Raw genomic sequence first — 20,888 nt, forward strand, 5'->3', positions numbered from 1 at the left:
CCAGTACACTTGCCCCGGTTGATACGCCGCAAATTTTTATCGCAGTCTTAGCGGAGGTATTTGTTTCGTGCGTTTTTATCGTAATCTGGGCCTCATACTTGTTACGGCTTTTGCAACCATTACGCATGCGGTTGGAGTCCGTTCCCAACACACAGCATCTACGACTGCTCGCGGCTCATCGCATGTGAAGAGCGGGCACAAGTCAACCGCGACTGCTGCGAAATCACACAAGCTTCATGGCCAGCAGGCCATTGCTCCGGAGCGCGTGAGCGAGATTCAACAGGCGCTGATTCGCGAGCATTATCTTCCCGGTCCGGCTAACGGTGAGTGGGATGAAACCACTGTGAATGCGATGCAGAAGCTTCAGTCGGATCAGGGCTGGCAGACCAAACTGATGCCGGACTCTCGCGCGCTGAAGAAACTAGGCCTTGGGGCTGACTATTCGAATGCGATCAACGCCAAGGGATCATCTTTTGCTGCTCCACCTCCCGCCAGTACGATTCCCGCGGCGCAGGCTGCGGGCTTTACTGCGGCTTCGGGCGTGCATCAGTAATCTGCCGGTATTTGCATCACAACAAAGCCCTCGCATTGGCGAGGGCTTTGTTATTTCCAGTGCATATTTTTAGCGAAACGCTGGAGGCACGGGGTTGGCTTCCAGGAACTCATAACGGGCGCGAAGCTGATCTGGTCCCGAAGTGATTGTGGAGTTGAGATGAATCAGCGGGAAGCTGGCGTCGTTGTACTTTGGCCACGCGGGTACGCCGGGACCATTTGGATCGCCTGTTTTGGCAAAGTTGGTCCAGTAGGTCATCATCTGATCGCTTAATGTACGGTCTTCCGGGCGAACGGTTTCGCCGGGACGCGTATCGAGCGTGCCGAAGACATATTCGATGTCATCGGAGTGGAATGCGTATGTTTCCGGATGGAACTTACTGGGCAGCGCAGCCAACTCAAAGTGATAGCGATAGACGGGCGACTGGCCGGTCTTGCGATGAGCCTCGATCCAGCGCCACGTGCTGAGCGCGATGAAGGTATCGCTTCCATAATCGATGGCGGAGCGCAGCGCCTGAGCATCGTTATCAGCGGGATACAGCTTGAGGAAATTGGGCGCCTTGTCCTTGAAGAGAGTGGCTGCATAGGCCTTGTACTGATCCACCGTTGTGCCGCGCATGGCGACGAAGCTGCCCTCGTCGGAGTTCCATCCGGCCAGCAACGGCACGTGGAACTGATTGCCGATTGCATAGGTTTCCGCGATGGGTTCGACCACTACTTTTCCATCGATATTCGGAGGGAAGTTTACGCCTGGCTTGACGGCTGCAAGAATTGTGGCTGCTGGCAGAGCGCGCAGATCGGCCAGAGAATTGACGTTGAGCGTTGCAACCCACTTGTCATCTTTGGTGGCACGAACGGTCAGCGGTTCATAGGTAAGCGCGCCGGTGCCCAGTGCTCCTCCGCTTTCGCCGATGGCCTTCTGAAAGAGCCCTTTCGCGGGCGGTGCCACCATGAGTGTGCTCACTGCAAACGATCCTGCGCTCTCGCCGAAGATGGTCACGTTGTCGGGATCGCCGCCGAACTCCTTGATGTTGGCTTTTGTCCAACGCAGAGCGGCGATCATGTCCATCAAGCCGTAGTTGCCGGCCGTGCCGCTTGTTTCTTTCGCAAGATCAGAGCTTGCAAGGAAGCCGAAGACGCCGAGCCGATAGTTGATGGTGATGAGCACGACACCCTTGAGCGGGAGGAAATCTCCGTTGTGGCGTGGCTCATTGCTGCCGCCGCCAGAGAAGCCGCCGCCGTGAATCCAGAACATGACGGGAAGCTTACTCTTGGCTGTTGCGTTGGCGGGCGCATAGACATTGAGAAATAGGCAATCTTCGCTGTCGCCGTTATCCTGAAAAATCATGTCATCGAAGACATGATTCTGCGCGCAGTGCGCGCCAAACTTCGTCCCGTCGCGCTCGCCGGGCCATTTTGCAGCCTGCTGGGGAGCTTTCCAGCGTAGATCGTTTACGGGCGGAGCTGCGTAAGGAAGTCCCAGCCACGCGTTTACTTTGCCGTCGTTGAGTGTCTTGCCGTGAACCTTACCCTGCTCGGTTTTAATGGTGAGCGAGTCAGCATGGGCAAGGGAAGAGAGCGTAAGCAATGCCGCGGCCGCTGAGGCGCGCAGCATTCGAGAACCAAAATGCATTGAAAATTCCTCCCGGAACACGGTAACAGCAAGGGGTTGTGACGCGGGAGTGGCTCTCGATGAGAAAGTGAGCGGCTTAAGGAAACTTAAGAGATGCGGGACGCGATGGGCCTCAGATGATTTCTGTAGCCAGTAGGTCCGCGATTGTTTCCCGACGGCGAATCAGGCGGGCTTTGCTTTTTTCTACGAGCACTTCGGCTGGGCGGGGGCGTGTGTTGTAGTTGGAGCTTTGCGCCATGCCGTATGCGCCTGCATCTAGCAATGCGATTAGATCGCCGGGCTGTATGGGGCCGAGCGCGCGGTCGCGTGCGAAGAAGTCGCCGGTTTCGCAGACTGGGCCTACGACATCCACGGCGCGTGGCTTGCCTGCGCGTGGTTTTACCGGGACGATCTCGTGATATGCCTGATAGAGCGCGGGGCGGATGAGGTCATTCATTGCTGCGTCGGTGACCACGAAGGTCTTTTTACCGTTGCGTTTTACGTTTACTACGCGCGTAAGCAGCGCGCCGGCCTGGGCTACGAGAAAGCGTCCGGGTTCGATGAGGAGCTTCCCTTGGAAGCCGTGTAGGGCTGTGTTGACGGCCTTTGCATAGGCCTGGACGCGTTTTTCCGGGTCGAAGGCGCGAGCATGGTAATCGATGCCGAGGCCGCCGCCGGCATCGATTGCGTTGATTGCGATGCCTGCACGTTCGAGTTGGCGAACCAGCGTGTGCACTCGGTCGAGCGCTGCGCCGAATGGATCTGCGGAGGCAATCTGCGAGCCGATGTGAACGCTGATTCCGTGTGGTTCGAGCCAGCGGTTTTGGGCTACGCACTTGTACATTGCCAGTGCTGTCTTCATCGAGACGCCGAACTTGTGTTCATGAAGGCCGGTGGAGATGTAAGGATGTGTTTCGGCGAAGACGTCGGGATTGACGCGGATTGAGAATCGCGCTTTTTTGCGGAGCTTTCGCGCGCGGTCTGCGAGGAGGTCTAATTCGGCTTCGCTCTCTACGTTGAAGGAGAGAATTTCTGCATTCAGAGCGAGATCGATTTCTGCCGCTGTTTTGCCCACGCCGGAGAAGACTACGCGGCATGTGGCCTGAGGGGCTGCGGCGAGCACGCGCTCAAGTTCGCCGCCGGAGACGATGTCAAAGCCTGCGCCGTGCTCTGCGAGCAGCTTTAGAATTGCCAGCGATGAGTTGGCCTTGACGGCATAGCAGACGAGGTGTTCGCGCTGCGCGAATGCAGCTTGAAACATCTGCAGACGCTCGATGATCTGGTCGGCTGAATAAACATAGAGCGGGGTACCGTATTTCTTGGCCAGCGTCTCCAGCGAGACCGCGCCGCAATGCAGCGAGGAGCCTGGACGGGGATAGGAAAAGGGGCGTGCAGAGGAGGTGCGATCAGTGGCGGCGGGTGCGGTCAACGGTGGCTTCCCAGGAGAAATTTCTCTCTTGAGCGTATCGCATTTGCCTGCTGGGTCGAATGATCGGGCTTATTGCGCGAGTTGCCTTTGACGCATCCATGCCAAAAAGATTTCCGCGACTTGTTGCGGCTGCTCGTATGCGGCGAAGTGTCCTACGTCCGCGAGGAGATGAAAATAGCATCCCCCCGGTGCTGCTTTGAGCGCTTCCATTTCTGCTGCGGTTACGGCGGGATCTTCTCCGCCGGCGATTGCGAGGACTGGGACGGTGATGGACGCTACGGTGGGAAGGGAATCGGGGCGTGTGGCTAATCCGGCCTGCACGGCTATGAGCGCCTCTGTGTTGAGCGTCATGTGGGAGCGTACTTGAGCGACGATTTCTGGGTGCGTGGTTTGTGCGGTTTTTCCAACGAGAGATTTGGCCATGCCGTCAAAGAGTGCGGCGACACCTTCTGCGCGTGCATGTGCAATGTTTTCGGCGCGCTTCGCTTGACCTTGCGGCGTGTCGGGCTGCGGCTTGGAGCAGATGAAGGCCAGCGCCTGAATTCGCTGTGGAATCTGCCGCCACAGCTCCAGCAGGATGTACCCGCCGATGGAGCAGCCGGCGAAAATTGCGCGGTCAAGTTGCAGGTGATCGAGTAGCGCTATGATGTCCGCCGCATACTGCGCCATGGAGAGCACCGGCGCATCCGGTGCGAGGGAGAAACCGCCCCTTGGCAGATCTGTTCCGAGTTCGGAGGCGCCGTGGCCGCGAAGATCAGGGATAATTGCGCGTATGCCGGAAAGCTGCTCCGTAAGCGGACGCCAGTAGTCGTGATCTAGAGGCGTGGGGTGCAGAAAGACGACGGGAAGGCCTGGTCCCTGATCCCAGTAGCTCAGGTGCGCGGTGCCGGAGGTATATGCGGCTCTCATGCGTTTGGTGGAGGCGGCGAAAACGGGCCGGCAACTGGGCCTGGAACAGCTCCGGGCATGTTTCCTGGCATTGCCGGGAATTCTTCCGGAATCCCGACCCAGCAGGCTATGTATGCCACTGCGACCGCTCCGCCGGAAAAGATGAGGCCGAGGACGGCGAGCACACGAATCAGGCTCAGATCCCAGCCATACGCCTGCGACAAGCCGATGCAGACTCCGGCGACCTGCCGTCCGATGATCGGGCGCACCAGCGGGCGCGCAGCCGCATAGGGGGCTGCGATGGTTGCGCCGCAGCTGGAGCAGAATCGCGCTCCTGCAGGAAGTCCTGTACCGCAACGAGTGCAGAAAACACCCACGTTTTGCCTCCTCTCAAGTCCACTCAAGCATACGTTGGAATCGAGCGCATGGTTCCATAGAGCGTCTAGTTTCGTAAAGCATATGGATCCGTGCGATCTTTAGCTTCCGTGGTACGGGGACCGCAGATACTTCCGCGCGGTATCGGCACGGCTGGTCTCAGGTCCCGCATCAATCGCCATCTGGTAGTCGCGCACGGCAAGCTGCCGCTCATTCAGCAGATCGTGGCATTGCCCGGCGGAGAGCAGGGTGCGTATTTTGAGCTCCAGCGAAACGCCCTGAGACGCGGCTGCTTTTTCATAGGCATCCGCCGCCTCTTTGTACAGGCGCTGGCCGCGGAGGGCATCGCCGAGGCCGAAGTATGCCAGCTCCAAACGCGCCGAGGCGAAGTAACCGGGCTTATCCGCACTGGCCAGAAGCTCGCGATAGGCATCGACCGCGGCCATCCCTTCCCCGGCGTCCTTGCGGAGATTTGCCTCTTCCAGGCAGAAGAGAAAGTCGCGGGGATATTGCGCCTTGAGGACGCGAACTACCTGAATCGCGTCCTGATATTTGGATTCGCGCCGCAGAAAGAGCGCAATCACGGTGCGCGATTCCACGCTGGTGATCGTGCCGTGTTCGCCGGCATCGTGCAGCATAGCCAGACCTTTGGACTTTGAACCGGTGATACCTGCGAAGCCGATGAAAATCTTGAAGGGAAACGGCAGCGCACCGACTACGTATTCATAGACCCCTGCGACTAGATTGGCGTCAGCGTAATTGGGGTCGAGCCGGAGGACCTTTTCGTGATCCTCCCTGGCCTTTGTGGCCAGTCTGAAGCCCGCGCTGTAGGAACGCTCGACCATGCCCATGTAGGCCACGCGCAGAGCACGCACCCAGCCGCGCGCAAACAGCGCATCTATGTCATTTGGGTTCTGCTGGATGCGCCAGTCAGCTTCATGTACTGCTTCATCGGCGAGTGCGAAGATGCGATCGCGGACTTTGGGATCTTCCTGTGTGGCGTGCTTGCCGGAGAGAAAGCCATCGTTGGCGTAAAAGGTTGTGTCCAAGAGGTCCTGGCGGTAGAGCTCCTGAAAGACCACTGCGTCGAGCAGGAGGGCGGTGGCTTGCGGGTCGCCGGGGTGCAGCTCGTGGAAATGCTCAAAACGGGAGACAGCTCCGGGATAGTCCAGCAGGTAAAAGTGCTCAAAGGCTTCCCGGACCAGAGGGTCGAGGTTGAGTGGATTGGTGTGCGCAGGCGAGGCACTAGGGCTGGCGAGGGCGTGCAGAGGCTGGGTTGCGTTCCATAAAGCTATGAGAACTGTAAGGGCTATAACGAAACGCGATGCCTTCATGCCTGAGAGACTCCCCTTGTATTGCACTGGTTTAATTTTAGGGGAACAAGGGACCGAGGGAGCCTGACCGTTTTCTCTTGCTGCTCACAAGGCGTCTGACAAAAGTAAGACAGAATCAACGAAGGCATTAACATCCTTGACTAACGATGACTCCTTGCGCCAAGCCGAAGATGCCGTGACAGAGCGAGTACTCGAGTCAGATTTGACTCAGGCGAAAGGCTCGCTCCAATTCGTCCAAGGCGAGCGCGACAACCAAAGTGAGGCGGTGAAGCGTTAGGATGATGTCCGCAGTGCCGAACGATGATTCTTGTCCGAACAATACGCGGTAGGTAGCCTTTCCCTGATCTTTGACCTTCGGGTTCTTTGCTCCCCGGATGGGGTGGGAGGCGATCTTTCCGGGCACAACCAGCCAATCATCGACGAGGTACAAGCCTTTGTCATCCTCAATGCTGATTCCGCTCACGAATCTGAGTTCCGTACTTGCAATCAGTAACCTATGCTTGTCTTCGATGTCGAGTTCGTCAAGACACCAAATGGCATCCCCGTTCCCTCTCTTGTAGGGCTGGATTATGTCCACGATACAGTCTATGACCTGTTCGGGGACTTTCTTTTTCAGTCCGCCATTGATGGCTACCACAAGCCCATCCTTGGTGTCATGAATGGGGAACTTCGTGTACTTTGTCCGTTTGTTTCCGATAATAAATTCGATTTCATTTATGGCGTAATCAAGAGCCGTGCGAAGGTTGTGCAAGGCATCCCCCAAAACGAGGACGAAGCTATCAGTAAGGTTTTTGGTCCCTTTGACCTTCAGCAAATCATCGCCACCATTCGGGTCGTGATCGATAAAGACGAGGTACGTGTTGTCATTGACGAAGTCGCCAAAAAGGCGATTAAGATCGTTGATGTGCTTTTTGGCCCGCTCGATCTTTAGCCTTGCCTCTTTGAAGAGAATATCCACTGTTTTGTATCCCCAATCAAAAACTACGCTATGATAGCGCCATGAAGGCGAAGCCACAGTCTCCCGAATGCGAGGCCTTTGAGAATCTGCTCGGCTCTGTCCTTAGCGTTTCCAATTAAGCGGCAAAAATCTCCCACAGAATTGTCAATAAATTTTCAATGTGGCCTACGATATAACTATGGCCATTCCCGGAGTTCATTCCTATCTGCACCATGCGGCTCCTCAGGATGAGGCCCGCGAGCGAGCCCGTCAGCGGCTCATTGTGGCACTGGATGCGCCGGATGCCGCCTCCGCACAGGCAATGGTTGACCGGCTGGAAGGTAGATGCGCCTGGTTCAAGGTCGGTCTGGAGCTTTTTGTGGCTGCCGGTCCTGCCGTTATTGAGCCGCTGCAGAAGCAGGGCCATCAGATCTTTCTCGACCTGAAGCTGCATGACATTCCGAATACCGTGGCGGGAGCTGTGCGGTCAGCCGCTGCGCTGGGTGTAAAGCTGCTGACGGTTCATGCCGCCGGAGGGCCGGCAATGCTGGCCGCCGCGCAGAATGCGCTGGCAGGCGTAGCCAATCCGCCGGACCTGCTGGCTGTGACGGTGCTGACGAGCATGGATGAGTCGCAACTGAAGGCGATCGGGGTGCACCGGTCGGCGGCGAATCAGGTGGAGTTAATGGCCAAGCTTGGACTGGAGGCGGGGATTCGCGGGTTTGTATGCTCGCCGCTGGAAGTGGCCACGCTGCGCCAGATCACCGGCCCGGAGGGCGTACTGGTGACGCCCGGCATTCGACCAGCGGATGGCGCGGCCGGCGACCAGAAGCGCATTGCCACGCCCACCGAGGCGCTGCAGCAGGGCGCCAGCTACCTGGTGGTAGGACGCCCGATTACGCAGGCTGCGAATCCGGCGCAGGCGGCAGAGGCGATTCTGGAAGAGATGGCACAGGTGGTTTGAGGCGAAATCGGAGTTTTGCTCCGGTTCTGCTGAAGGAAGCCGGCTTCACGATACGAATTGTCCAGCGATGTTTTCGAGCAGTTGATGGATGCGGTACGCCGCGTTGATTCACAGTGCAGGGTACAATTCCTCCATTTAGACGGTATGAATCCCCGGAGGATGAATGAAAAAATGTTCGCTCTGCGTTGTTGTGATCTTCCTCTTAATTGCGTGCGCTCATGCGCAGAATAAGACCGATGAGGCTGCCGTCCGCGCGATTCCCCAGGCGTTTGTAGCGGCCTGGGCCAAGCATGACGGACATGAGCTGGCAAAAATCATGTCTGAAAATGTGGACTTTGTAAACGTGGGCGCCGATTGGCTGCATGGCCGTCCTGATTTCGAGCTCTATCACACGCGTTTGCTTTCAGGCCGGTTTAAGCAGTCCTCACTGACGCTGCTTGATACCGCTATCAGCTTCCTCCGTCCTGATCTGGCGGTTCTTCATTGGACATGGCGCATCACGGGGGATGGGCACGAAGACCCAGCCACGCATGAGCCGCAGGGGCATGTTTACGATGATCGTTGAAAAGCGAGGCGGCGTTTGGCTGGTCGCGGTGGCGCAGAACACCAATCAGATGACTGGACCGAACGCCGAACTGGAGGGAATCAAGCCCCCGATCGCTTTTCCTCCAATGACGAAATAGATCGCACCTTGAAAGACCGCCTCGACTCATCGCCCGTCAGCGGTGTATGGAGATGTTAACTGGAATCCGGAGTGAACGATGGACTATAGCCATCTATACGAGTTCCTTTCGCAGCGGCGTCTTGCGTGCTTGTGACGACCTCCGCGAATGGAACTCCGGAGTCTGCATTGATGGGTATTGCGGTCACGGCTGAGTTGGAGATTGTCTTCGATACGCTTACGTCTTCCCGCAAGTATCCGAACCTCATTGCTCGTCCAGCATGCTCATTGGTAGTTGGATGGGAGAACGAGGAGACAGTGCAGATAGAAGGAATCGCCAGAGCGCCGCTTGGGGCAGAGCTCCAGCGATATCAAGAGAGGTACTTTGCAGTATGGCCAGATGGGCAAAATCGAATGAGCTGGCACAACATTGCTTATTTCGTGGTTAAGCCGCACTGGGTTCGGTATAGCAATTTCGGAAGCAATCCTCCGCAGATCAGCGAGGGCATTTACTAATTTGTAATTGTGCTGTCGGTTGAAGCCTGCGGACTGGTCACTTGCCAACCACTGTTCGTCTTTACCAGCGTAGCGGTTGCGCTCTGTTGGCCTGAGGTGTCATTCGCGACCTTGGGAAATGCCGTCTTCATCTCTGCTGAATTAGCCCAGTCTGGAACGCTCGCAACATCATAGTGGTAAGTCACTGTGAACTGCGTGGCATCGGGATTATCCGCAGGGGTAAAGCTATCGACAGTGGTTACCTCACGGTGGCCGAAACAGAAGTTACCGTATCCGGGTTGCGTCTGATCCGCTGTCCAGGTGGTGCGGCCCTTGTCGGAGAGATCATAATCGTTGACCTGCTTGGAGCCGATGAGGAAGCGTTTCTTCTCCGCTGACTTACGCACCAGGAGGCCTGCATCGGTAAGTGCGTCGAAGCCCTTGGTCTGGTCGTCATTCGATGTATCGGCCTGTGCCGGGAACTTCTTCGGGCTCGACCACACGCACGCCTGCCGTGCCTGGTAATAGTCGTTGATCGCCGACTTGAATGCGCTCTTATCTACCATATTTGTCTTGCGGCATCCTGCTGCGATCAGCATGGCGCCGCATGCTGCCAAGCCAAGAATATATTTTGCTTGCATTGAGAAAATCTCCCTGCACGCTATGATGCAAAACCGGGCGTGGTGGCAGTCCGCGATGAAAATACTCAAAATAACAGCGCACTGACAGATCTGATCGTAGGTATCCTTCACGCCGCGCTTTCGCTCTTGAAGTACACTGCTTACGAGCAGGTCAGATCGCTTATGGCGGTTTGTTAAACGGGAAGCTGGTGAAAATCCAGCGCTGTCCCGCAGCGGTGATGGGAACGAAATGTTGCACGGCGCAAGCCAACGCACTGCCTTTTGCGAGGTGGGAAGCGGCAACAGAGTAGGCAGCCCAGAGTCCGAATACCGGCCTGCCGCCACCACCACGGAAGCGCTGGACGCTGACCGTGGGTGCGCTGAGGATGCCGTTCTCGTGGACTGGGCCGGTGACCACTGCCTGCTTGTGCGCGTTGCTGCGCCGCCAAGCATGCCTGCGCATGGGTGGTTCTTTCATGCAACAAGGAGAGAACCAGATGCCTGCAGATACCGCACTTGATATTTCTAAACTTAAAACCGCAAATCTTGGATTTCCTCGCATGGGCTCACAGCGTGAGCTGAAGTTTGCACTGGAAGGCTACTGGGCAGGCAAGCGTACGGAGGCTGACCTGCTTGCGGTGGCGAAGGGCCTTCGCGAAGAGCACTGGAAGCTGCAACGCGATGCGGGAATCCATTTCATTCCGTCGAATGATTTCTCCCTCTATGACCAGGTGCTGGATACGCTTGTGCTGCTTGGCGCAACGCCGGAGCGCTTTGGAACGGGCGCTGTGACGCTGGAGCGCTACTTTGCAATGGCGCGCAACAGCCGCGAACAGACGGCAATGGAGATGACGAAGTGGTTCGATACGAACTACCACTACCTGGTGCCGGAGTGGAGCGCGGGCATTTCGTTTGCTGTGGATACGACGAAGCTGGTGAACGAGATTCATGAGGCGCGGCTGCTTGGCATTGAAACACGGCCAGTGCTGATTGGACCGATTACGCTGCTGCTTCTGGGCAAGGCTGCGGATGGATTTGATGCGTTCTCTCTTGCCGACAAGCTGATCGAAGCATATAAGAAGGTGCTGGCGCGACTGGTGGAGGAGAAGATCTCATGGGTGCAGATCGATGAGCCAATTCTTGCCACCGATCTGCCGGAGGGAGCGGTGGATCTTTTCCGCAGGGTTTACAGGCAGCTAGGATCGGTTCCGATCAAGCTGATGCTGACGACGTATTTTGATCGGCTGGCGGAGAATCTGCCAGTGGCGATTGATGCTAATACAACGGGGCTGCATATCGATGTGGTGCGCGCTCCGCAGCAGCTTGAGGAGGTGCTTGCGGTTCTGCAGCCGCATCAGTTGTTGAGCGTGGGATGCGTGGAGGGCCGGAATATCTGGCTGACGAACTTTGCGGAGGCTTCTGCGATGTTGTCTCGCGCAGTGGATGTGCTTGGCGAGAAGCGCGTGATTGTGGCGCCGTCGTGCTCATTGCTGCATGTGCCGCACGATCTGCGCAGTGAGACGAAGCTGCCGGCGCGGCTAAAGAGCTGGTTGCGTTTTGCAGAAGAAAAGCTGGGCGAGATTGTTGCGCTGGCGAAGGGCGACGACGCGATAGCAGTACAGAATGCGGCTGCGATTGCGGACAGAGCTGCGGCTGAGTCATCCACCAATCGCGAGGTGCGTGCGCAGCTTGATGCGCTCAAGGAGATTGATTTCTCCCGCGAATTTCCTTATGGCGAGCGGGCGGGAGCGCAACGCGACGCGCTGGGATTGCCGCTGTTTCCGACGACGACGATTGGATCGTTTCCGCAAACGGCTGATGTGCGCAAGCATCGCGCGGCACATAAGCATGGACACGAAACAGATGAGGCGTACGAGGCATTTCTGCGTGAGGCGATTGAGAGCTGCATCCGGCGGCAGGAAGAGATTGGGCTGGATGTGCTGGTTCACGGTGAGTTTGAGCGCAACGACATGGTGGAATACTTTGCCGAGTTTCTCGAAGGCTTTGCGTTCACCGAGAATGGATGGGTGCAGAGCTATGGTTCGCGCTGTGTAAAGCCGCCGATTATCTTTGGCGATGTTTCGCGCCCGCAGCCGATGACGGTGCGATGGAGCGAGTATGCGAGATCGCTGACCGAGAGGCCAATGAAGGGAATGCTGACGGGGCCGATCACGATTCTGCAGTGGTCATTTGTGCGTAACGATATTCCGCGCCGGGATACTTCATGGCAGATTGCGCTGGCTCTGCGCTCAGAGGTGCAGGATCTGGAGGCAGCGGGGATTCCGATCATCCAGGTGGACGAGCCGGCGCTGCGCGAGGGATTGCCGCTGAGGCGGAGGGAGTGGGAAGCGTACCTCGACTGGGCCGTGAAGGCGTTCCGGCTTTCGACGAGCGGCGTGCGCAACGAAACGCAGATTCATACGCATATGTGCTACTGCGCGTTCGAAGACATTCTTCCATCGATTGCTGCACTCGATGCGGATGTGATCTCGATGGAGTCGGCGCGGTCAAAGATGGAACTGCTCGATGTTTTTCGCGCAAACAGCTACCCGAATGAGATTGGGCCGGGCGTGTACGACATTCACTCGCCGCGTGTGCCGGATGCGGATGAGATGTATGCGTTGCTTCAGCTTGCGGTGCAGGTGATTAAGCCGGAGCAGCTTTGGGTGAATCCTGATTGCGGACTGAAGACGCGCGGCTGGCCGGAGACTGAGGCGGCGCTGAACAATATGTGTGCGGCAGCGGTGCGGCTTCGTGCTGAGATGCAGGTATAAGTCGTCGGGGTCTGATGGCTCCGACTTCCTCTGCATGCGAGAGGGAAAGCGGAGCCAGCTACCGATTTCCGCGGTTGTTTTCGGAGACGCTTGCGATGAGCTTTTCAAGTCGGGAGAGAAATAACTTCAGTACGGGAGAGTGATTGGCTTTGCGATAACCGATCGATAGATCGATCTTTGGGCCGGGACCTTGCAGCGGGCGGGTTGTGACCGATTCAGGAAGAAAGGTTCTTGCATAGCGAGGCAGGAGGGCAATGCCCTGAGTGGAGGTGATGAGAGACATTACACCGCCGAGATTGTCGACTTCATGACTTGGTCTGATTTCGACGTGATTGTCTTTGAGGTATCGGTCTATCGTTCGGCGGAGCGCCGGCTGTTTTCCTGAAATGCTGAGAGCTGTTCCGGAGATGCTGATGAATGTTTCACGAATAATCTCTTCAATACGGATGGTGCTTTTGGCAGCGAAAGGATGATTTGAAGGCAGGAAGACCTCGAATGATTCTTCGACGAGTGTTCTGAATTCGAGATCGTTGCTGCCGTCTTCTCTGCGCAGGAACGCCACATCGATTCCGCCATGCAGGAGAGCTGTTGCGAGCTGGGGGGAATTCTGGGTGGAGATCACTACATGGATGTTGGGTAGTTCATCGCGAAGAATTTTCAGAGTCTCGGGGAGCCACGTTGTGTCGTGGCCGATCATGAAGCCTAACGCGAAAGAAGGCTTTGCCGGATGGGCGATTTGCCGGGCGGATTGCACGGCGGTCTCTGCCTGAGAGAGCATTACGCGTGCGTGGTCGAGAAATACGCGGCCCGCAGGTGTGAGTTCTACGCCTCTTGCTCCCCTGATCAGGAGCGGCGTGCCTACCTCGTTCTCAAGATCGCGAATCTGCCGGCTCAAGGACGGCTGAGTCGTATGCAGTTTCATTTCTGCCGCAAGCTTGAGGCTTCGCGCTTCTGCAACGGCCACGAAATACCGAAGATGCCTTAGTTCCAAACTTCACCTCTGCCTGAAAAGCATAACCTGTGAGCTTACAAAGCAATGTTACCGGTGACATTTTCAGGTATGGTCAGGAAGGCTGTCTTTCGCACGGCGACGTGTGGCTGCAGGCAGGAGTCGCGCGACAGCTTTCGCTTTTACTCGCTTTTAACTCAAAGCACACACCATTTGCCTAACAGAAAGGGAAGGTATATGTCTCATTCACTCAAAGGAAAAGTTGCGCTTGTCACAGGCGGATCGCGCGGGATAGGCGCCGCTATTGCTAAACGTCTGGCGGCGGATGGAGCCAACGTTGCTATCACGTATGCAAAGGATGCTGACTCCGCTTCCAGCGTGGTGAAGGCGATTGAAGAGGCCGGCGGAAAGGGTGTTGCCATCCAGGCAGATGCCGCTAATGCGGAAGCAGTGAAGAGCGCGGTGGAGAAAGCGGTTGCCGCGCTGGGCAAGCTGGACATACTGGTGAACAATGCAGGGACAGCGATTCCAAAGCCGTTTGTGGAGGCGACGCTGGAAGAGCTGGACCATGTGATTAACCTGAATGTGCGAGGCGTATTTGTGACGACGCAGGCAGCGTTGAAGCACATGAATGACAATGGGCGCGTCATCATGATTGGTTCCTGCGTGGGAGAAAAGAACATGACACCGGGATTGGCCGCATATGCGGCTACCAAGGGCGCTGTGAAGATGTTTTCGCAGAGCCTTTCGAGAGAGGTGGGCGAGCGCGGAATCACCGTCAACAATGTGCAGCCAGGACCGATTGATACTGATCTGAATCCGGCTTCGGGTGACTGGGCGACGCCTCAACTGGCGGTAACTGCGCTGAAGCGTTACGGGAAGGTGGAAGAGGTTGCTGCGCTGGTGGCGTTTATCGCGAGCCCAGAGTCTTCTTACATCACCGGCGCTAATCTCACTGTGGATGGTGGGACGAACGCTTGAAAGGTTAACTTTTTTGCTCAATTCATCCGGGGCCTGCGGGTCCCGGTTTTCCTTTGGGGATACCGGCGGCAACCCTGTTCATTTCCTTTGCGTCCTAAGATCGCTGGAACGAAGTGCGAAAACGGAAATGGAGGAATTATGGATTCTGCATCATTGAAGGGAAAGAAGATTGCCATTCTGGCAACGGACGGGTTTGAGCAGGCGGAGTTGATGGAGCCGCGGAAGGCGCTGGACGAGGCAGGCGCGACAACGGTGGTGATTTCACCGAAGGACGGTGAGATCAAGGGGTGGAAATCCAAGGATTGGGGTGACTCGGTAAAAGTGGATAAGGCCGTGGCCGATGCAAATCCGAATGATTATGACGCGCTGGTGTTGCCGGGCGGCGTGATCAATCCCGATCATCTGCGGATGGATGCGGCGGTGGTGAACTTTGTGAAGCAGTTTGCAGCCACAGGCAAGACGACGGCGGCGGTTTGCCACGGGCCGTGGACTCTGCTGGAGGTGGGCGTGCTGAAGGGCAGGACGGTGACTTCCTGGCCGAGCCTGAAGACCGATCTGAAGAATGCGGGAGCAACGTGGGTGGATCAGGAAGTGGTGATTGACGGGCAGTTTATCTTCAGCCGCAATCCGGATGATCTGCCTGCATTTAATCGGGCGATTATTGAATCGGTGAGCAAGGGAGTGCAGCAGCGGGCGGCGTAGGTCAGTGGCTACAGCCTGCGTTGCATGAGGAGCAGGTCGTGCCACTCGCCGAATTTGAAGACCGCCTCTGGCAGCAGGCCTGCGCGTTGAAAGCCGAGCGCAGCGTGCAGCGCAACTGAGACAGGGTTGACTCCAAGAATGCAGGCCACCATGGAGTGGCAGGCTCTTTCGCGGCACTGAGAAATCAGTTCCGAGAGAAGCAGCTTGCCGACTCCATGACCGATGCAATCCGGCCGTACGTAAATGGAATCTTCCACGGTATGCTGGTAGGCTTCGCGCGGACGAAACTGTGCGGCGTAACAATAACCGACGATGTAACCCTCAAGCTCGGCGACAAGGTAGGGCAGGTCGCGATCGCGCACGGCATGCCAGCGGCGAAGCATCTCGGACTCTTCCGGGACGGCTATCTCAGAGGTTGCTGTGCTTATGGTGACGAAGCGGGAGTAAATGGAAGTGATGTCGGGAATGTCTCGTGCAGTGGCTGGACGGACCAGGCATTGCGACGAGCCGGATGCATCATTTTCGGCAACAACTGCGCTGCTGCTGGTTCCCATTTGTCCTGGATTCGGTACGGCCTCCGTGTGGAGTCGATTGGGTTCTCACCCTGCATCTGCCGAGCCGGATCATTGCAACAGTTCCAGTAGACTCCGAAACTTGTAAAAAAGGGATAAATCCTGCGTGCGGGTTTTCTTAAGGCGAGATTTACTTTCCGCCAGTGCTTGTTGCATTGTGCGGTGCAGCATTCACCGCGTTGCACATAGAAAGAGCCAGCAGCGGATACGCTGTGCCGCTGTAGGTGATGAACTGCCATCCGTCGCGGTTAAGCGAGCGCGTGTACCACCGACCGGAAGCGCGCTGGTTCACCTCCAGCCAGGCGACGCCCCGCTGGATGTGAGGATCGCTGGCCGGGATGCCGGCTTTTCTGAGTGCGATGATGGCGAGGCCGGTCATGTGGCCGTCGCTGGGTGGGTTGTGGAACTCAGGCTCTGCGCGAAGCTTTTCAGCCCGCTGGCCACTAGCCCATTCTTCCGGTTTGGCGAAGGTGCGGATGGACCAGCCGCCGTCCGGCTGCTGATGGCTGAGGACCATGGCGGTGAGCTCACGCATTCTGGCTGCATCGAGGAGGCCGGGATATTCTGCTGCGGTCCAGAGCAGGTCGGTGCGGTCGTAGTCGCCCTGCATCCTGGCCTGAGAACGGAGGAGGGTTTCAAGCAGACGGATGTGGGGCTCGTTGGGGGTTCCATGTTGTGCACCAAGCCAGCCGGGGGCGTTGGCGGCGGCGCGGGCGGCTACGGTGGCGAGCTGGTAAGAGTTGGATTCGAGCGGGGGATTGTTGGGGTCGTCAATGTACCAGTCGCCGGCGGGCCGCTGGAGCTTGAACATTAGATCGAGGGCCTGCGCGGTTTCTGGTGAGAGCTTGTGCGTGACGTTTGCATCCCAGATGGCGAGGCCGGCAGCGATGTAGACGACCTGCGAGACAGCGGGCTCCCACTTGGGATCATTGGGATCGGGCGTCATCTGCTCGCGGAGCGCGGTAACGAAGAAATCACGCAGCTCCTTTTGCGGCGCGCCGAACTGCGAAGTGAGCATGGGCCGGATGACCATGTAAGTGCCGTTGGTATGGCAGGCTACACAGTGGCTCTCGGCGGTCCAGGCGATGGCGCCCTGCTCGAGGTAAGTGAGGGCGAGCTTTGTGGACAAGGGAATGACCGGCTCGTCGGGCGTGGGGCGGTAATATGTGGCGTCCTGGTGGTGGTACTGGTAGAGGAACGGTACATGCCATGCCTGGGCGGTTTCGGTCTGGTGCAGCTCGACTTTGGAGACGGCGTTGTCGTAATTCAATGTGCCGCTGATGGTATCGCTATTGGGTGAGATGACGGCGTCGAAGGCACCCTTGCCATTGTTCATGGAAAAGTGAAGATGATTGGTGCTCGATGTCGGGGACTCCACGAGGGTGTGGTAGTCGGGGACGAACTCGATGTAAAGGTTCTTGGGCTGCCACTCGCCTTTGTCTGTCTTCCACATCTGCAACACGGCGCGGTGCTGCTCTGCGCCGGTCTGAATCGAACCCTGCCAGGTAGCAACGGGCGATGTAGTGACAACGTTCTGAGCGGTTAAAGTTGCGGCAAGCAGAGCAGGGAACAGGGATGCGGCAGCAAGAATGCGTTTCAAGAGCGATCTCCCATGGATTGCGCGCGGAGGCTTGAATCAACGCTGGAAAATGCGCGGCAATCTGCACGGAAAGGATACCGAATGATGAGAGAAGATGGCTAGATAAAACGTTTGAGTGAATAAAATTCTGTGATTTCTGATGTTTGCTCGAAGCAAACGTTCGTATACCAGAAATATGGTTCTTGTATTCTTCCGCAGCTGGGAGCTTATTGTGGAGGGCGTTACTGTTCCTGAAGCTGAGAGCCGCGTGTATTCTTTGAGGGCTGCGCAAGAAGAAGCAGGCTTGCTGTCCTGCAATTTTCAATCACGTCTCACCAGAGTTTTAGAAGCAAGGGAGAAAATTCGATGCCGATATTTACGACGAGCGATGGAGTGCAGATTTTCTACAAGGATTGGGGTCCGAAGGATGCCCAGCCTGTTGTGTTTCATCATGGCTGGCCGCTGGCCAGCGATGACTGGGACAACCAGACGATGTTTTTCCTGGCGCAGGGCTATCGCGTGATTGCGCATGACCGGCGCGGGCATGGGCGATCGACGCAGACTGACACCGGCAACGATATGGATATGTATGCGTCTGACTTGATTCAACTGACGAAGGCGCTGGACCTGAAGAATGCGATTCATGCGGGGCACTCGACGGGCGGCGGAGAGGTGGCGCGTTATGTGGCGCGGGCTGAGCCGGGGCGCGTGGCCAAGGCAGTACTGATAAGTGCCGTCCCACCGATCATGGTGAAGTCAGAGACGAACCCGGACGGGCTGCCGATTGAGGTCTTCGACGGCTTCCGCACGGCGCTGGCGGCCAATCGCGCGCAGTTCTATCGCGATGTTGCATCGGGGCCGTTCTATGGATTCAACCGGCCCGGGGCGAAGGTTTCAGAAGGCGTAATCGGGAACTGGTGGCGGCAGGGAATGATTGGCGGCATCAAGGCGCAGTATGACTGCATCAAGGCATTCTCCGAGACGGACTTTACGGAGGATCTGAAGAAGATCGAAGTGCCGACGCTGGTGATGCATGGCGACGACGATCAGATTGTGCCTTACGCGGATGCCGCGCCGCTTTCCGTCAAGCTTCTCAAGCACGGCACACTGAAAACATACGCGGGGTATCCGCATGGCATGTGCACGACTCATGCGGATGTGATCAATGCGGATCTGCTGGAGTTTTTCAAGAGCTAGTCTGCTTATGGGAGAGGAAGAGCCTGGCGTATAGCCGGGCTTTTTCTTTGTTTTATGGATTGATGAGGTTGGACATGCGCACCCATCCTTCGATGGTCTTGCCGCCCTGGTCGACTTTGACTTTGGCCACATAGAACGCGGGGGTGTTCTCAGAGAAATCATCGTCCGACTTTGGTGGTGCTTTCTTGCTTTTCGGATCGGCCGGCACGTTTGGCTTACCCGGTATCTGTTTGAACTCTGTGACTTCGACCTCTGTATCGAGCGGAAGCGTAGGCAATTTCTTTGCATCTTTAAGGTCCGGGTTGGGGTAGACAGGAACCTGAGCGCCCGGGCCTCCCGCGATGCGAAATTTGCCCGGGTTCGATGTGCCAAGAAAGTCTGTTGAGGCAGAAGAATCTTTAGCGGCTGCCATGGCCGCTGCGCCCATGGAGGCGGAGGTGGTGACGTAGTGTCCGCCGCCGGGAGCTAAGAAGAAGACGATTGTGGCCTGGTCCTGGCCGCTCTTTTTGTTCTGCACTTTGAGCTCGGATCCGAGGACGAAGCCGCCTGGACGAGGCTTTTGTTTGTCCGAAGTGTCCACTGGCACGTGCACGACATCAAGATCGGTATTGCCTCGGCTATCGATGGCGGCTTTGATCGAATCAAGATTCAAAAACTGCTCCAGGCCGTTGCGGGTATTGCCGCCTGGGCCGCCTTCCGCATTGGAGAGCAACACACGGACGGTTTTGCCCGGAGAGCCGTCCAGAAGCCAGCCCGCGAGTTCGGCCCAACCGAAACCGTAAGTGGCGTCCTGCAGCGTAAGGTCCTGCACTTTGTCGCCGAGAGTTTTTGCGCCTTTGCCGGTTGCGGTGGCTTCGAGAATTCCATGGCCGCCGGCGCTGTGTCCCGCGACGTGGATGTTTTCGGGTGTGAGTGTGATGCCGAGATCTTTCGACAGGGAGTCCAGGGCCAGTTGCACCAGGCCATCGAAACCGCCAATCTTTTGAAGCGCTTCCTGCCACTGGCCGGAACTGGCGCCCCATGTCTTGGTATTTCCATTCCAGGTGTAAGTTTCCGGGGCCTGGGGAGCAATTCCGACGAGAGGCTTACCGCCAACGGCGTTGGCGGCGTCTATGGACTGCTTGAGTTGGGTCATCTCACCGATTTTTTCCGAGCCTTGCGCATTCCCTTTGGATTCCTCACCGTAAGTGGCGCGCATGCCGTGGAAGAAGACAAAGACATCCACCGATGGGCTCTTGATTGCCGGCGGCGGATAGACCAGAACAGGAAGCTGAATGGCGACTTCTGAGCCGGACTTGGTGCTGTCATGCAAATCGGGGTTGTCGGGCAGCTTCTTGGGGTCGAAGGTCTTGTCTGCCTTCTCCTTCTTAATCTCGTCGGCCCGTTGCTGGACGCCGGCAGGCGTCGTCATGCGCTGGCCCGTGTAGAAATAGACAACTGCGCCGCTGCCGCCCGGGCCCTGCGGAAGATCGACATTCTTTCCGTTGACATTGACTGTGGTGGTGGGTGACCGGCGCAGAACGGGACCGGACGGGTGCTGCTGGAGCACGTGGGCCAGCTCATGGGCCAGGAGCTGGGTGCGATCGGGATCGGTGTGGCCGTATTGGCCCGAGGCAAAGACGATGCGGTTGCCGGCGGCGTAGGCGCGCGCCTGGATGGCGTCAGCCGATGCTCCTGCCTGGGCATCGGTGTGGACACGGATGCGGGAAAGATCGTAGCCGAAGCGTGGTTCAAAGAAGGCGCGTGCAGCCGGAGAAAGCGGTTGACCAGGCGAGCGGAGGACCTGGTGCACGATGGGCGGGGCGCTGGCAGAGGCCGCCGATGCAACGGAGCTGCGAGGCATGGGATCGGGGTGCTGCGATGTGCTGAGAGCATTGCCGGCGGCCTTGTCGGCTTCGCGTTCGCGAGGATCGTCTACCGCTCCGATAGTCAGGTTCGAGGGCAGTACGTTTGGGAGGGACGCAGGCGGGGGCGGTGCGGGCTTGGCGGGCGGCGGGTCAGAGCGCGGATTCGACGGCGGAAGAACGGGAACATCCGCGAGGCTGTAACTGTAAGCCGGAGCGTTGATGACCATTGTTTCCGACACAGCTTCGATCTTTGCGGATTCGGACGGATGCGAATCTTTTGCTGAGGAGGAGGCTTTGCGCTGAGGTGCTCGTGCGGGCTGAGCAAACATGCGGACCTGACCTCCGGCTTGCACTGGATCATAACGCAAGAAGAATCAAATTGTGATTTAGTGATTGCGGACCGTTGATGCGTATCAAAGG

Annotated in this window: 19 protein-coding genes and 1 riboswitch; of the genes, 8 read left to right on the forward strand and 11 right to left on the reverse strand. The window is 57.4% G+C overall.

Translation table 11 applies throughout. The features are described from left to right. Nucleotides 1-67 precede the first annotated feature (67 nt). The gene (locus tag VO84_RS00230) at nt 68-553 is read left to right on the forward strand and encodes a peptidoglycan-binding protein (protein WP_058185261.1); all 486 of its coding nucleotides are present in this window, start codon (nt 68-70) and stop codon (nt 551-553) included. A gap of 69 nt (nt 554-622) precedes the next feature. Here the strand turns inward: VO84_RS00230 and VO84_RS00235 are convergent, their stop codons facing one another. The 6 genes from VO84_RS00235 to VO84_RS00260 form a co-directional block, all read right to left on the reverse strand. Further along, the gene (locus tag VO84_RS00235; RefSeq protein WP_058185263.1) at nt 623-2,185 is read right to left on the reverse strand and encodes a carboxylesterase/lipase family protein; all 1,563 of its coding nucleotides are present in this window, start codon (nt 2,183-2,185) and stop codon (nt 623-625) included. A gap of 112 nt (nt 2,186-2,297) precedes the next feature. Beyond that, the gene (gene lysA, locus VO84_RS00240; RefSeq protein ID WP_082661566.1) at nt 2,298-3,593 is read right to left on the reverse strand and encodes a diaminopimelate decarboxylase; all 1,296 of its coding nucleotides are present in this window, start codon (nt 3,591-3,593) and stop codon (nt 2,298-2,300) included. A gap of 69 nt (nt 3,594-3,662) precedes the next feature. Beyond that, nucleotides 3,663-4,502: an alpha/beta fold hydrolase gene (locus VO84_RS00245; RefSeq protein ID WP_058185265.1), complete on the reverse strand. Its 840-nt coding sequence runs from the start codon at nt 4,500-4,502 to the stop codon at nt 3,663-3,665. Then, complete coding sequence (locus tag VO84_RS00250) at nt 4,499-4,858, reverse strand: PspC domain-containing protein (RefSeq protein WP_058185266.1); 360 nt, start codon at nt 4,856-4,858, stop codon at nt 4,499-4,501. The genes VO84_RS00245 and VO84_RS00250 overlap by 4 nt, the downstream gene beginning before the upstream one ends. Nucleotides 4,859-4,957: 99 nt before the next feature. Next, nucleotides 4,958-6,190, reverse strand: coding sequence for a hypothetical protein (locus tag VO84_RS00255; RefSeq protein ID WP_058185268.1), 1,233 nt, complete (start codon nt 6,188-6,190; stop codon nt 4,958-4,960). A gap of 196 nt (nt 6,191-6,386) precedes the next feature. Further along, nucleotides 6,387-7,148 carry a hypothetical protein gene (locus VO84_RS00260; RefSeq protein ID WP_058185270.1) on the reverse strand — a complete coding sequence of 254 codons (762 nt, stop codon included), beginning with the start codon at nt 7,146-7,148 and terminating at the stop codon, nt 6,387-6,389. A 178-nt stretch (nt 7,149-7,326) separates the two neighbouring features. Between VO84_RS00260 and pyrF the strand changes: the two genes are divergently transcribed. The 3 genes from pyrF (at nt 7,327) to VO84_RS00275 (ending at nt 9,268) form a co-directional block, all read left to right on the forward strand. Next, the gene (pyrF, locus tag VO84_RS00265) at nt 7,327-8,091 is read left to right on the forward strand and encodes an orotidine-5'-phosphate decarboxylase (RefSeq protein ID WP_082661568.1); all 765 of its coding nucleotides are present in this window, start codon (nt 7,327-7,329) and stop codon (nt 8,089-8,091) included. Between the two features lie 163 nt (nt 8,092-8,254). Next, on the forward strand, nt 8,255-8,656 hold the full coding sequence (locus VO84_RS00270; protein ID WP_058185272.1) for an SgcJ/EcaC family oxidoreductase: 402 nt from the start codon (nt 8,255-8,257) through the stop codon (nt 8,654-8,656). Between the two features lie 288 nt (nt 8,657-8,944). After that, on the forward strand, nt 8,945-9,268 hold the full coding sequence (locus VO84_RS00275; RefSeq protein WP_231737721.1) for a pyridoxamine 5'-phosphate oxidase family protein: 324 nt from the start codon (nt 8,945-8,947) through the stop codon (nt 9,266-9,268). Here the strand turns inward: VO84_RS00275 and VO84_RS00280 are convergent. Further along, nucleotides 9,265-9,888 (reverse strand): hypothetical protein, encoded by a 624-nt coding sequence (locus VO84_RS00280; protein WP_058185275.1) that lies wholly within the window; start codon nt 9,886-9,888, stop codon nt 9,265-9,267. The two genes, VO84_RS00275 and VO84_RS00280, sit on opposite strands and share 4 nt — an antisense overlap. A 131-nt stretch (nt 9,889-10,019) precedes the next feature. Then, a riboswitch (cobalamin riboswitch) is annotated at nt 10,020-10,220 on the forward strand. Nucleotides 10,221-10,364: 144 nt separating this feature from the next. Here VO84_RS00280 and metE point away from each other — a divergent pair. Beyond that, entirely contained in the window at nt 10,365-12,641 is a 2,277-nt protein-coding gene (gene metE / locus VO84_RS00290; RefSeq protein ID WP_058185279.1) for a 5-methyltetrahydropteroyltriglutamate--homocysteine S-methyltransferase, read from the forward strand. A 58-nt stretch (nt 12,642-12,699) separates the two neighbouring features. Here the strand turns inward: metE and VO84_RS00295 are convergent, their stop codons facing one another. After that, nucleotides 12,700-13,632, reverse strand: a complete 933-nt coding sequence (locus VO84_RS00295; protein WP_058185281.1) for a LysR substrate-binding domain-containing protein — start codon at nt 13,630-13,632, stop codon at nt 12,700-12,702. Nucleotides 13,633-13,827: 195 nt separating this feature from the next. On the opposite strand from VO84_RS00295, the gene VO84_RS00300 reads away from it, so the two are divergent. After that, the gene (locus tag VO84_RS00300; RefSeq protein ID WP_058185283.1) at nt 13,828-14,571 is read left to right on the forward strand and encodes a 3-oxoacyl-ACP reductase family protein; all 744 of its coding nucleotides are present in this window, start codon (nt 13,828-13,830) and stop codon (nt 14,569-14,571) included. A 138-nt stretch (nt 14,572-14,709) separates the two neighbouring features. Continuing rightward, nucleotides 14,710-15,273: a type 1 glutamine amidotransferase domain-containing protein gene (locus VO84_RS00305; RefSeq protein ID WP_058185285.1), complete on the forward strand. Its 564-nt coding sequence runs from the start codon at nt 14,710-14,712 to the stop codon at nt 15,271-15,273. Nucleotides 15,274-15,281: 8 nt separating this feature from the next. Here VO84_RS00305 and VO84_RS00310 read toward each other — a convergent pair whose 3' ends face one another. Continuing rightward, nucleotides 15,282-15,827: a GNAT family N-acetyltransferase gene (locus VO84_RS00310; RefSeq protein WP_058185287.1), complete on the reverse strand. Its 546-nt coding sequence runs from the start codon at nt 15,825-15,827 to the stop codon at nt 15,282-15,284. A 148-nt stretch (nt 15,828-15,975) separates the two neighbouring features. Further along, nucleotides 15,976-17,445, reverse strand: coding sequence for a prenyltransferase/squalene oxidase repeat-containing protein (locus VO84_RS00315; RefSeq protein ID WP_058185289.1), 1,470 nt, complete (start codon nt 17,443-17,445; stop codon nt 15,976-15,978). Nucleotides 17,446-17,790: 345 nt separating this feature from the next. Here VO84_RS00315 and VO84_RS00320 point away from each other — a divergent pair, with 345 nt between their 5' ends. Beyond that, nucleotides 17,791-18,621, forward strand: a complete 831-nt coding sequence (locus VO84_RS00320) for an alpha/beta fold hydrolase (RefSeq protein ID WP_058185290.1) — start codon at nt 17,791-17,793, stop codon at nt 18,619-18,621. A 52-nt stretch (nt 18,622-18,673) separates the two neighbouring features. Here VO84_RS00320 and VO84_RS00325 read toward each other — a convergent pair whose 3' ends face one another. Further along, the gene (locus tag VO84_RS00325; protein WP_197413839.1) at nt 18,674-20,836 is read right to left on the reverse strand and encodes an eCIS core domain-containing protein; all 2,163 of its coding nucleotides are present in this window, start codon (nt 20,834-20,836) and stop codon (nt 18,674-18,676) included. Between the last annotated feature and the right edge of the window lie 52 nt (nt 20,837-20,888).

It is taken from the genome of Occallatibacter gabretensis (assembly GCF_001449115.1).
GTDB classification, from domain to species: Bacteria; Acidobacteriota; Terriglobia; order Terriglobales; family Acidobacteriaceae; genus Telmatobacter; species Telmatobacter gabretensis.